Annotated in this window: 9 protein-coding genes; 1 reads left to right on the plus strand and 8 read right to left on the minus strand. The window is 67.2% G+C overall.

Annotated features, from left to right (window positions below; all coding sequences use genetic code 11):
* Positions 1–3: 3 nt before the first annotated feature.
* The 8 genes from AC5WS7_RS13715 to AC5WS7_RS13750 form a co-directional block, all read right to left on the minus strand.
* Positions 4–948, minus strand: a complete 945-nt coding sequence (locus AC5WS7_RS13715; protein ID WP_495954838.1) for a decaprenyl-phosphate phosphoribosyltransferase — start codon at positions 946–948, stop codon at positions 4–6.
* Between the two features lies 1 nt (position 949).
* Positions 950–1,549, minus strand: a complete 600-nt coding sequence (locus tag AC5WS7_RS13720; protein WP_495954839.1) for a phosphatase PAP2 family protein — start codon at positions 1,547–1,549, stop codon at positions 950–952.
* On the minus strand, positions 1,546–3,528 hold the full coding sequence (locus AC5WS7_RS13725) for a glycosyltransferase (protein ID WP_495954840.1): 1,983 nt from the start codon (positions 3,526–3,528) through the stop codon (positions 1,546–1,548). Before AC5WS7_RS13725 ends, AC5WS7_RS13720 begins: the two co-directional genes overlap by 4 nt.
* Positions 3,529–3,561: 33 nt before the next feature.
* A complete protein-coding gene (gene glf / locus AC5WS7_RS13730; protein WP_495954841.1) occupies positions 3,562–4,761 on the minus strand; it encodes a UDP-galactopyranose mutase in 1,200 nt (399 codons plus the stop codon).
* Between the two features lie 175 nt (positions 4,762–4,936).
* Positions 4,937–5,542, minus strand: a complete 606-nt coding sequence (locus AC5WS7_RS13735; protein WP_495954842.1) for a hypothetical protein — start codon at positions 5,540–5,542, stop codon at positions 4,937–4,939.
* A 63-nt stretch (positions 5,543–5,605) separates the two neighbouring features.
* Positions 5,606–6,394 carry a hypothetical protein gene (locus AC5WS7_RS13740; protein ID WP_495954843.1) on the minus strand — a complete coding sequence of 263 codons (789 nt, stop codon included), beginning with the start codon at positions 6,392–6,394 and terminating at the stop codon, positions 5,606–5,608.
* A gap of 143 nt (positions 6,395–6,537) precedes the next feature.
* Positions 6,538–7,293 carry a MerR family transcriptional regulator gene (locus AC5WS7_RS13745; RefSeq protein ID WP_495954844.1) on the minus strand — a complete coding sequence of 252 codons (756 nt, stop codon included), beginning with the start codon at positions 7,291–7,293 and terminating at the stop codon, positions 6,538–6,540.
* A 510-nt stretch (positions 7,294–7,803) separates the two neighbouring features.
* The gene (locus AC5WS7_RS13750; protein ID WP_495954845.1) at positions 7,804–10,116 is read right to left on the minus strand and encodes a SpoIID/LytB domain-containing protein; all 2,313 of its coding nucleotides are present in this window, start codon (positions 10,114–10,116) and stop codon (positions 7,804–7,806) included.
* Between the two features lie 1,031 nt (positions 10,117–11,147).
* Here AC5WS7_RS13750 and AC5WS7_RS13755 point away from each other — a divergent pair.
* On the plus strand, positions 11,148–12,497 hold the full coding sequence (locus AC5WS7_RS13755; protein WP_495954846.1) for a peptidoglycan recognition protein family protein: 1,350 nt from the start codon (positions 11,148–11,150) through the stop codon (positions 12,495–12,497).
* The last annotated feature ends 349 nt before the right edge of the window (positions 12,498–12,846 follow it).

The following is a 12,846-nucleotide window of genomic DNA, read 5'->3' on the forward strand; positions in this document are numbered from 1 at the left end:
TCGTCAGGTGAGATAGACAGCGACACCTACCGCTCCGATCCAGGCGATGGCGAGGAACTGCAGAATGCGGTCCCCCAGCGCGATCTCTTCGGGTTCTCCGGCCTCGCCACCATCGACGTCGACCGAATAACGCAGGACTGCGATCGTAAACGGGATCATCGAGATCGCGAACCACTGGGTGTGCTTGTGGTCGGTCTCGAAGGCCCACAGGCCGTAGAACACGACCAGCGCGGTCGCCGACAACGTCCAGATGAACCGCAGGTAGGTAGGTGTGTAGTACTGCAACGACTTACGGATCTTCGCCCCGGTGTCCAGCGCGATCTTCAACTCCGCGTAGCGCTTTCCGGCCGCCATGAACAGCGAACCGAAGGCCATGATCAGCAGGAACCACTGCGACAGCCGGATGTCCGCGGCCGCGCCACCGGCCACCGCGCGCAGCAGGAAGCCCGAGGAGACGATGCAGATGTCCAGTACCGCTTGGTGTTTGAGGCCGAAGCAGTATCCGAGCTGAATGCCGATGTACACCGCCATGGTGACCGCCAGCTGCCAGGCGGCCAGGAAGGAGATCAGCAGCGAGCCGGCCAGCAGCACGACCGACAGGACGTAGGCCAGGTTGATCGGCACCACACCGGCCGCGATCGGCCGGAAACGCTTGGTCGGGTGGGCCCGGTCGGCCTCCACGTCCATCGCGTCGTTGATCAGATAGATGCCCGAGGCCGCCATGCAGAAGACCACGAACGCGATGCCGATATGCCAGTCCCTGGTCACATCGGCGATCGCGTACTTGCCGTCCGGCAGTTTGCCCGCCGCGAGCGGTGCGGCCAGCACCAGGACGTTCTTGACCCACTGGCGCGGGCGCACGGCCTTGACGAGCCCTCCGGCCAGGGTCTTGGGCGGACCCTTCAGCACGGCTTCGTCGAGGTCGGTGCCGGTCGGCTCTTCACTCATTTCAGCGAGGGCTCTTTCCTGTGCGGTCACTGGCAAATCTCTTTTCGGCGGCTAGCACGGCGGCAGCTGACGCGGCGCCCAGCGCGGAGCCGGCGAGTACGTCGGAGGGATAGTGCACTCCCAGAACCATCCGGGAGAGCAACATCGGGGGCACGAGCACCGCAGGCAAGGGTAGCCCGGTCAGCCGTCCCAGCAACACCGCAGCCGCCGTGGTCGAGGTCGCGTGCGAGGACGGGAAACTCAATTTGCTCGGCGTCGACACGTTGACCTGCACCGACGGATCGTGCGGCCGCTTGCGCCGGACGATTCGCTTGATGACGACCGAGGCCGCGTGCGAGCCGAACGCGCCGACCGCGACACCCGCCCACTGCCGCCGGCGGGGGGAGTCCACGAGTGCGCCGAGCGCCCCGATCGCCATCCAGCCCAGCGCGTGCTCCCCGAAGTGGGACATTCCGCGCGCGGCGGAGATCACGGCCGGGCTGGATCCGACGGTGCCCTGTACGGCGTTGAGGATCTTGACCTCGGCCGATCGCAGCTGTGGATCGGGAACGACGTGCAACTCCGGCGCTCTGCCACCCAGATCGGAGGCTTCTGCGGTCATTTCGGATTCTCCTGTGTGCTCGCGGCCGGGCCGATGCCGAAGGCATCCTCCCAGGCCGCGGTGCTGGTCAGCTTGGCGTGCGCCGCACGATACTGGTTGCGCACCTCGGGGAAACGCTCGGCCAGCTCCCGGCGCAGCCGCATGGCCTCCTTGAACAGCTCGAGCGCCTTGCGCGGATCGCGCTTGCGGTACACCACGCCGCGGCCGTCCGCGGTGGTGACGGTGACGCCGTCCACCTGGGAGAGCAGGAACCAGCGCGCGTCGAGCGTCGGGACGTTCAGCTGCGGGGTGTCGTGGTGCTTCGGGTTGGCCTTGCGGACGTTGTGCAGCAGGCCCTTACCGAGCCGGGCCACCTTGGCGATCGGATTGCCCGGCTCGCCGACCGCGCCGACCTCGGCGTGCGAGGCCAAGGGCAGTTCGGTCGAGGACGGCAGGACCACCGCGTCGGGATATTCCTTGCGCATGGCGTGCACCTTGCCCAGGGCGGTGGGCAGCAGGCCGAACAGCTTGTCCGGCCCGGCGAGGTAGTCGCGGATCGCCTCGTTCTGGATGGCGACCGTCGAATACTCCAGGCACAGCAGGTGTTTCACCGTGGCCTTGATGGTGTTGACCACCATCGGGCGGCCGTCGTTCGGCAGATGCAGGGAGGCGACGACCAGGCGGTTGCGCAGATGGAAGTACGCCTGCCAGTCGATCGCGTCGTCCTTGTCGGACCAGGCCATGTGCCAGACCGCCGCACCCGGCAGGGTGACGGTCGGAAAGCCGTGTTCGCGTGCGCGCAAACCGTATTCGACGTCGTCCCATTTCAGGAACAGCGGCAGCGGCTGGCCCAGTTCCTCGGCGACCTTGCGCGGGATGACGCAGGTCCACCAGCCGTTGAAGTCCACGTCGATGCGGCGGTGCAGCAACTTGGAGTTGTCGCGGTCGCGCAGCGGATTCTTGGAGAAGTCGTGGTCGTACTCCACGTTCGGGGCAGCGGTCCACATGAAGATGGAGCGGTCCACCACCTCGCCCATGGTGTGCAGGTGCGATCGTTCCTGCAGGTTGAGCATCTGTCCGCCGGTCAGGATCGGCGAGCGGGCGAAGCGGGAGAAGGCCAGGGCGCGCAGGATGCAGTCCGGCTCGATCTCTATGTCGTCGTCCATGTACACGATGTACTCGGCGTCGGTGGTCTTCAACGCCTCGTACATGACCCGGCTGTACCCGCCGGATCCGCCCAGGTTGGGCTGGTTGTGGAAGGCCAGCCGATCACCCAGCGGCACAGCGGCTTCGGCGAATCCCGGCTCGTCGACGACCTTGCGGGTGCCCTGGTCCGGAATGATGACCGCGCGGATCTTCTCCAGCACCAGCGGGTCCGACCCCAGCGTCGCAATGGTTTTCACCGCGTCGCCCGGACGGTTGAAGGTGGGCATGCCGACCGCGATGGTGCCCGCACCGGGCGCCTCGATCGGTGCGTACCAGCCGCCGCTGCGCAATTCGACCGCCGAATCGGTGGTGATGTCGAACCAGATCCAGCCGCCGTCCTCGAACGGGGCCAGCTCGACCTCGAATTCCACCGATTCCGTTGCGATTCCGGCCTGCTCCCCTTCGCCGGTGTGCGCCGGATCGGCTGGCATGGTGCCGAATTCGTTGCCCTGCACGTGAATTCGTGAACCGTCGGCCTTGGACCGGTATACGTCCACCCGGCCGTGGCCGGACAGCTCCAGCCGCAACACCACCGAACTCAGCACGCTCCAGCGCCGCCAGTAACTGGCCGGCACCGCGTTGAAGTAGGTGCAGAAGGAGACCTCGGACTCCGCGCCGATCGACAGCGCGGTGCGCGAGATCGCGTGCGCGCGACGGGCGTTGGTCTCCGATTCCTCGAGGTACAGGGTGCGCACGTCGAGCGGTTCGCCCGGGCGCGGCAGGATGACGCGCTGCAGCAGCGAGATGGCGCGGGTGTGGGTGGGCATCTGTTCCAGGGTCGCTTGTGCGGTCATGTCACTTCCTGCGGAGGGCTGCTCGGGCGCGGATCACCGGTCGTCCTGTGCGACCAGGGGTGCGCCGGATTCCAGGTGCGGGCGCAGAACGTTGTCGAACATGCTCAGCGCGCTGCCGATCGCCATATGCATGTCCAGGTACTGGTAGGTGCCCAGACGGCCACCGAAAAGGACCTTGGCCGTAGCGGTTTCGTTCTTGGCCAGCTCCCGGTAGGCGACCAGCTTCTCGCGGTTCTCGGCGCTGTTGATCGGGTAGTACGGCTCGTCGCCGGTCTGCGCGAAACGGGAGTACTCGCGCTGGATGACCGTCTTGTCCGTGGGGTAATCGCGTTCGGGATGGAAGTGGCGCGGTTCGATGATGCGGGTGAACGGCACGTCGCCGTCGTTGTAGTTCATCACCGAAGTTCCCTGGAAGTCACCGGTGTTCAACACCTCGGTCTCCAGATCGATGGTGCGCCAACCCAATTCGCCCGCGCTGTAGTCGAAGTAGCGGTCCAGCGGACCGGTGTAGACGACCGGGGCGTCCGGGCTCTGCGCGCGGATCTCCTCGCGCACCTCGAACCAGTCGGTGTTCAGCCGGACCTCGATGAGTTCGGATTCGGCCATCTTCTCGAGCCACGCGGTGTAGCCCTCGCGCGGCAGGCCCTCGTAGGTGTCGTTGAAGTAGCGGTTGTCGAAGGTGTAGCGGACCGGCAGGCGGGTGATGATGCCTTCGGACAGCTCCTTCGGATCGGTCTGCCACTGCTTGGCGGTGTAGTCCCGGATGAACGCCTCGTACAGCGGGCGGCCGATCAGCGAGACGGCCTTCTCCTCGAGGTTGGACACATCCGCGGCGTTCACCTCGGCGGACTGTTCCGCGATCAGCGCGCGTGCCTCGTCGGGAGTGAAATAACGTCCGAAGAATTGCGAGAGCAGACCCAATCCCATCGGGAACTGGTATGCCTGCCCCTTGTGCATGGCGAAGACGCGGTGCTGGTAGCCGGTGAATTCGGTGAACTGGTTGACGTAATCCCACACTCGCTTGTTCGAGGTGTGGAACAGGTGCGCACCGTATTTGTGCACCTCGATACCGGTTTCGGGATCCGCCTCGGAATATGCGTTGCCGCCCAGGTGGTAGCGGCGTTCGACGACCAGCACCCGCTTACCTAATTGGGTGGCGGCACGTTCGGCGATGGTCAGCCCGAAGAATCCGGAGCCGACGATGATCAGATCGAAGGGCGTTGCGGCGGTCACGGGTGCCCAGCGTATCGGAAGTCCGCGAAGACGCCCGGCGGAGTAGCAGACTGCCTCGCGCCGACACGCCCGACCGGCAGATTTCCGATGCCCGCCATCCGCATTTCGCGTGGAATTCGCGGTCCGGGGAGGCGGTGGTCATCCACTCGGTATCCACATCGCCGACCCGGCCGCATCAGTGCGGCGGGTACTGCTGCGGGGCGTACCCGGTGGCGAGCTGGGGATGCAGGGTCGACGCGGCCGTGCGGGCCGCGATCCAGCGGCCGGTCGAACGCACCGCGGCCAGGCCCAGCGTGAGCGACTCGAATACCAGCACGATCAGTATCGTCACGTACGCGTAGACCACGTCCGAATGGTCGGTGAAGTTGCCGGCCGCCAGTGAGTAGACCATTCCGCCGACGCCGCCGAGCAGGGTCAACCCGCTCGTTCCGATGATCAGGTACCGGCCGACGCGCCTGCGGAAGAAGAACAGTATCGCCCCGCAGAGGTACAGACCGGTGAAAACCGCTACGACGAGCAGTGTGACGATCTCACTGGAGTCGCTGTACCCGTCGTGCCGATCCTGCCGGGTCTCGATCGACCCCACGACCGTCACCAGCAGGCCCAGCAATCCGTGGATGGTGGCGAGCACTCCGGCGGTGATCGCGGTGCCGCCACCGGGCTTCCGCGGCGGAGTGCCCGGCTGTGGATAGCCCGCTTGTGCATATCCCGGTTGTGGATAGCCCGGCTGTGGATAAGGTCCGTAACCCGAATGTCCGGGCTGACCGTACGGATATCCCACTTCTCCCCCTCTTTCGACCTCGGACGCGCACTGTACCGCGCCGATCACACCGCGGTACGCCGATCAGTAGCGCGGGTACTGCGGTTGGGCGTAATTGATCTGCGGAGCCTGCGGCGGGGTCACGCCGCACCAGCGCTTGGTGCCCGAGGACAGGGTCAGGAACAGCATCAGACCTACCACCACGAGACCCGGGATGGAGAAGACCGCAGGCATCGCCACGCTGGAGGCCAGGCCGACGAACACACCGATCACACCGCCGACAATGCCCAGACAGGACATGATCAGCAACATGATCCGGCCGCCGTTCTTGTGGTTGATCACCAGGAACCCGCCGATGAGGAAGAGCACCGCGACGATGGCCTCGACCACCACGCCGAAGTAGTAGCCTCCCGCGTTGAAATCGACGTGCGTGCTCGGAAGGCTGTTCCCATAGGGACTGCTGTACAGGTTGTGGAGGCTGTCCATGGCCTGCTTCGCGACGCTCATCTCGTGCAGGGTGTAGACGATCCCGCCGATGCCGAGCAATGCCATCACGATCGCGAGCACACCCGCGGTGATCGCGGTGCCGCCACCGGCCGACGACTGTGCATTACCGAACTGCTGTGCATTACCGAACTGCTGTGGATTACCGATCTGTTGGGGAAAGCCCTGCGGCGGAACCACGCCCGGCTGCTGGGGATAACCCGGCTGCTGGGGATAGGCACCCTGCTGCGGATAGCCCGGTTGTGAATAACCTGGCTGCTGGGGGTATCCGGGCTGTTGTGGATAACCCGGCTGCTGACCATAGGGCTGCTGGCCGTAGGGCTGAGGCTGACCGCCGCCGTAACCAGGCTGGCCGTATGGGTAGCTCATCGGGTTTTCCTTTCCTCCCCTGATCTGGGCGCGAACTCTACCCCGCACGTCCGTTCCGCGGCGACCCGAAAATTCCCACTGTCGAGCCACCCGGAGACTCCGGGTGGCTCGACACCCCGGCGCGCTGTGCAGGCCGAAATCTGCTACCGCAGATGGGTTTCGGCGTAGGCGTACATCGCGTCGCGAACGAATTCGGTCGTGCCCGCGCCGTGCTTGTCGTAGTTCGCGGCGAAACGCGGATCCGCGACGTACATATCGCCGAGGCCGGTGAAGGCGCAGGCATCCGGTCGTCGGCCTCCCCAGCCGATCGCGATCCAGTCGTAGTGACGTTGCGCGATCGCCTGGACCTGCGCACTGTCCGGCGCCAGACCTGCCGAATGCGCCCGCCCGTAATCCGCGGCGATATCGAGGTGGGCCTGCCCGAACGCGTTTCGATCCGCCTCGCTCATCGAACGCCACCAGGCATCGCTGCGCTCGTACGCCTCCTTACCCCAGCGTTCGACCACCTCGTCCTTGTACCGGGTGTGGTCGAATCCGTCGAATGTCTCCTCCGCCATGAGCGGTTCACCTGCTTCCGTCTTGCGCAGTGTTGTGTGCACCGACGCGATCTGCCGGGCGATCCGGTCCTGCTGCTGATGCAGCAGTTCCAGATGCGTTCGCAATGCGGCCGCCGTATCCTGTTCCCCCGCAAGCACTTCGGCGATAACCGGCAGGCCGAGGCCGAGTTCGCGCAGCAACAGGATGCGCTGCAACCGAATCAGGGAGTCCTGGTCGTAATACCGGTAGCCGTTGGCACCGACCCGGCTGGGTGGCAACAATCCGAGCTGCCCGTAATGCCGCAGCGTCCGGCTGGTGGTTCCCGCGGCCCGGGCCAAGTCCTGAATGGACCACTCACTCATGCCCGCGCCTCCCGTTATCCCTGATCACATCGATGAACCCAGCATGCAAGTTGACGCTACGTCAAGGTCAAGGAGTATTTCCGCAAACCCCACCGCAGCCCTCCCGGAGCGGTCTCCCCCGACCCGAGAACGCTGACACCGAATTCACAAAATCGAAGGGCCCGTTGCAGTTTCGAGTGGTATCCGCACCTCTCGCGGCCCGAACGAGGGCAGAGTTCGGAGCCGATCCCACACCGGACAGATGAGCCCCTCGAAGCCGCACCCGAAGCAGGAGCGAGCCTGCGGATCCGAAGCAGACGGAGGTTGGTCCAGGGACATACGGCTCACCATGACCGAACCCATGCGGTTTGCGTGGACGATGTCGCATGTACGACCCGCACGATCGCAGACCGAACCGCATCCGGAGTCGAACGTCCGCGGCCGCGATAGGTAAGCGCTATGACAACGCGGGTCGTGCGGTCGAATCCGGAGTCGCGCGGTTGTCCCGGGCGGGAGGAGCTACGGCAGGAGTCACCGAACTCGCGCTGTTGCGGCCGGAGCCGGCGCCGCAGACGTAGGGACCGACCTGCGAGCGGGTGATGAAGTGGGCAGTGCCGGAGCCGAGCCATCCGCTGCCATCGGGGCCGAAGCCGACGTAGCCGCACCCGAAGCCGCCGGGGAGGGGGCCGACGTGGCGGCAGGAGTCGCGGGAGAAGCCGCTGGCGCACCCGAAGCCGCCGAGGTCGGCACCGCCGAAACACCCGCCCCCGAGACCGCTACGCTCGGGGCCAACGCGGCCGCGGACGACGAAGCGGGAACCACAGAAGACGGCACCGCCGAAACAGCCGAACCCGGACCCGAGACCGCTGCGCTCGGAGCCGACGCGGCTGCGGACGTCCGAGCGGGAACCGCGGAAGCCGAGGTCAAAGCCGCACCCGAAGCCGCCGAAGACGGCACCGCCGAATCACCCGGCCCCGGACCCGAGGCCGCTGCGCTCGGGGCCGACGCGGCCGCGGACGTCCGAGCGGGAACCGTAGGAGTCAGGGCCGACGTTGCGGCGGGAGCTGCGGAAGTCGGAGCCGACGCGGCATTCGGCGTGCCTGCCGGGGGTGCGGCATCGGGAGCGGGGGCCGGTTGGTTCGGGACCGGTGGGGTTCGTGAGGGTCGAGGCGTCTGGGGCGACTGATCGGTGCCGTTCGGCGCGGGCGGGTTGGCGGGGACGCCGGCCGCGGAGGCGCTCGGGTTGGCGGGGACGCCGGAGGCGGCAGCGCCTGCGTTATTGGGCGTGCCCGAGTTCACGGAGGCGCTGCGCCCAGCCGGACTACCCGAGTTCGTGGAAACACCAGGGGCAGCCGAACCACCCGAACTCGCCGAAACACCCGGGACAGCTGGAGTACCGGAGTTCGCCGAAACACCAGGCACAGGCGGAGTACCCGAGTTGGCAGACACACCCGAACCACCCGAGTTCGCCGAAACACCCGGCACACCCGCACCACCCGAGTTCGCCGAAACACCCGGCACAGCCGGGCTACCGGAGTTGGCGGAAGAGGCCGGGCCGACAGGGCTATTCGAGTCGACCGGAGTGCCCGAGTTGGCAGCGGCGGCCGGGGTGGCGACACCGGGTGCCAGTTGCAGGAGGGTGGTGAAATCGACGACCTTGGTGCCCAGGGTCGGGGTGGCGATGATGACGCCGTTGCGGAACAGCCGGAATGTGCCGCCGTGGCCGGGCAGGAGCGATTCGGGGCCGAGGGCTGGTCCCAAAATGCCTGTAGGGCCGCCGGTTTGGGCGTATTTGGTGTCGATGGCGGTCGGGCCGGGTGCGGGCTCGGGTGCCGGGGGATCGGCGGGGGCGAGCGGGGCGGCGGGAGTCAATTCGGCTGGGGTGGGCCCGATTTCGAACATGCCGGCATCCATGGGGTGCACGCCGTTGGGTGCCGAGGAGTATTCGGTGCGCAGTAGGTGGCCATCGCGCAGCAGTACCTGGCCCGCGGTCGCGCGGACGTCCGCATCCGTGCGCGGATCCTCCCGGCTGGTTCCCGAATACGCCTGGCAGTCCTGGGTGTCACAGGTCTGCGCGTACGGGTAGCGGGTCTCGGCCAGGGCATAGGACCGGGCGGCGATCGCCTGGGCACGCAAGGCCTCACCGCCGCCCTGATCCGCCCAGTCGGCGGACATCTCGGTCGGCACGACGCCGCGCAGGTAGTCCTCGGTGTCGACGCGATCGACCGTGCGGATCTCCTGGCCGTCCAGCGCGACGCCCAGCGCTCCCCGATATCCGCCGGCACCGCAGATCTTCAGCTGTTCGGCCGCCGGACGGTTGGCGCCGGGCGCGATCGGGTAGACCCACGGATCGGTGGTGGACCCCTGCCACAGCACGTCCCCGCCGCAGCCCGACAGGACGGTGACATCCGCCCCGCCGGACGTGGGCGTCAGATGCGCGACCTGCCCGGGCAGCACATGCCGGCCGGCGACACTCAGCCCGGAATCGGAGTAGACGTCCAGCGGCTTGTCGTCCTGTCCCATCAGCCGCACCCGCACCGTGGTCGGCGCGATGGTGGCCAGCTGAGCGCCCGGATAGTAGCGCTGCAGAATGCCGATCGCATTCGTCCCGGATTTGGCCTGGTCGAACGCGCCGAACTGGCTCATTCCTCGGCCGTGCCCCTCGTCCACGCCAGCGGTCGTGCGGTATGGCACCGCAGCGGGCCATGCCCAATAGAGAACGCCGGAACCCGCGGTCAGCGCGGCGACCATCCCACCCGCCATCGCGACACGCCGGTGACGGCGTCTGCGCGACAGTCCGCCGTGGCGCATGGGCACGAACCTCGGACGTTTCGAGCTGGTCATCACGCACTCCCACGGATTCCGCGAACCGGCCGGCGGGACGTTCCCCGCCTGCCTGCCCGCTGGATGTCTATCGGAAAGCTACATTCGAGTTATTGCTATCTAAGCCTCTACCAAAGGTTTAGATTTGTCACGGTTGGGACCAGTGTGACGCTTGATCCGTCAGGAATCAACCATGGCCACCCGACCGACGGTCGCCGGTTCTATCCCGAATGGAGCAGCTCGTGCCGTATCGCAGACCCAAAAGGTCGTACGTCCTTCCCGTCGTCGCCACGCTCGCGGTCGTCGCACCGCTGTCCGCGATCGCACTGCAGGGTTCGCCGGAATATCGGAACACCGATAACAGCGACCTATCCGCTATTCCGGCGCATTTCGCCGAGGTCCTACTGGACTCGGTCCCGGACGCCGTGCTGCCACTGCACGAACTCAGCGGCCTGAGCCTGCCCGACCTGCGCCTTTCGGACCTCCGCCGCCTTCCGCTCCCGAGCGCCGTGCCGATACCGCCGAACCTGCCCCTGCCTCCGGGCCTGCAACTCCCCGCCGAAATTCCGCTCCCCCGACTCGGCGATCCGCGGACCACGCCCAACCCGGATACCGCAGCACCACAGGCCGGACCAGCCGGACCGACGCCGCAACCCGGCGTCCAGGCGCCACTTTTCCCGCAGGTCCCCGACACTCGGCCCACGTCGCCCGCGGCCCCACTCCCCGGCACCCCGCAGGTCTCCTCCGGACCTCAGGCGCAGGTCCCGGCGCAGCCCGCACCCGCGACTCCGGCCGGACCCGCGACACCGCAGGTACCAGCCGCTTTCCGCGCTCCGGGCCCGGCGACGCCCTCCCCTGGTAGCGAAACCGCCGCCACACGGGTCACCCGCGCCTCGGCCGGTGCGGCGCATGCCCTGCCGGTATCCGCATCGACCCGTGTTCCAAAGGCATCGAAAACGGCTGAGACGCAATATATTCCGGCTGATCCGAGGGCATACCCAGCGAATAGCGCACCCGCCGCGGCCGTGCGGTCCGGCGCGAGGAGTGTGGCCGTGCCGGTCGACTACCCGACCTCACCCGCAGCGCCGGACCCCTCCGGAACCTCTGCCGTGCCGAACCCATCGGCGAATCCGGATGCGGCCGTGAGCGATCCGGCGTTGGTACCGGGAGCCGACCCCGCCGCACCGGCACTGGCGCCCGGGGCTGTCTCACCCGAGGTGGCGGCACAGGTGGGCGCGCGGGTCAAGGAGGTCACGCGGGAGACGCCGTTCAGCATGGTGGCGCTCACCGCGAAGGGTCTGGACGGGACGACGGCGATGATCCGGGCGCGCGATGCCGATGGCGACTGGGGCGCTTGGTATTCCGCGGATCCGATCGAGACCGGCCCCACCGACGCGACCACGCCCGACCGCGCCGGGACCGAGCCGATCTATGTCGGCAGCACCAAGGATGTACAGGTTCTGCTCACGCACAAGGCCGGTGCGACGGACCGAACCGAGGGCGCGACCGACGTATCCGCCGTGCTGATCGACCCGGGCCGCGGCCCGTCCGACGCGGCGCTGGACGCGACCGCCGCACCGCTGCCCGACGGCGGCCCGAAGGTGATCACCCGCGCACAGTGGGGCGCGGACCCCTCGCTGCGGTGCGGCAAACCGACCGTCGACGACGGCCTGAGCGGAATCATCGTGCACCACACGGCAGGCCGCAACGATTACACCGCGGCGGAATCGCCGGGCATCGTCCGCGCGATCTACGCCTATCACGCGAAAACGCTGGGCTGGTGCGATATCGGCTACAACGCCCTGGTGGACAAGTACGGCCGGATCTTCGAGGGCCGCGCCGGCGGTCTGGACAAACCCGTGCAGGGCGCGCACGCGGGCGGCTTCAACGAGCACACCGCCGGGGTCGCGCTGATGGGCGATTTCCGATCCCAGCCGCCGACCGATGCGGCGATCCAGGCCGCCGGACGTTTCATCGGCTGGCGGGCCGCGATCGCCGGACTGAACCCGCTGAGCAGCACCACCCTGCACTCGCAGGGCACCGGCTACACCCAGTACGAGAAGGGCGCGGCGGTGAAATTGCCGACCGTCCTGGCCCACCGGGACGTCGGCAAGACCAGTTGCCCGGGCAATGCCGCCTATGCCCGGATGGACCGCATCCGCGAAATAGCCGCGGACACCGCTTCCTCGATGGCCGCCCGCAAGCCGTCGAATAGCGGTGTGTCACAATATGATTCGAACAGGCCCGGAAAAAGCGTTGCCGCACCGGCCGATTCCGGCAGGAACGCCGGGGACTCGACTTCGAATTCCGAGCCATCGCCGAGTCCCGGACCCACGCCCGATGCGATGTCCCCCATGCCCACACTCGCCCCGGCATTCCCGCATTCGGTCCTGCAGCGTTAGCTCTTGTCGCACAAGGAGTTCAGCGAGTCCGCCCGCATCCGGGCGGACTCGTCACATTCGCGTCGATCGGTCCGGTAACGCGAACCACTCTCATCGACCATCGGCACGGTCGGCATCGACGAAGATCCCGTACGCACTCCCGGTGACAGCAGCCCGAGTCGGAGTCCAGCTTTCAGGAGGCAGCGAACAGGCTAACTCCCGCAAGAAAATCCAGCAGGTCGACCCCGAAACGCCGGACGCGGCCTCGAATCCGTACCCATTCAGCATTCGACGACGCGAACACGATCCCCGGTCGGCGTCTCGATCACCGCACCTGCCCCGATCACTGCGCAGAACACCCTCGGCGACG

It is taken from the genome of Nocardia sp. PLKS1-43, assembly GCF_059510335.1.

Coding starts and splice junctions, on each gene's coding strand:
- AC5WS7_RS13715 (WP_495954838.1), bottom strand. CDS start 948: ATGAGTGAAGAGCCGACCGGCACCGACCTCGACGAAGCCGTGCTGAAG.
- AC5WS7_RS13720 (WP_495954839.1), bottom strand. CDS start 1,549: ATGACCGCAGAAGCCTCCGATCTGGGTGGCAGAGCGCCGGAGTTGCAC.
- AC5WS7_RS13725 (WP_495954840.1), bottom strand. CDS start 3,528: ATGACCGCACAAGCGACCCTGGAACAGATGCCCACCCACACCCGCGCC.
- AC5WS7_RS13740 (WP_495954843.1), bottom strand. CDS start 6,394: ATGAGCTACCCATACGGCCAGCCTGGTTACGGCGGCGGTCAGCCTCAG.
- AC5WS7_RS13745 (WP_495954844.1), bottom strand. CDS start 7,293: ATGAGTGAGTGGTCCATTCAGGACTTGGCCCGGGCCGCGGGAACCACC.
- AC5WS7_RS13750 (WP_495954845.1), bottom strand. CDS start 10,116: ATGACCAGCTCGAAACGTCCGAGGTTCGTGCCCATGCGCCACGGCGGA.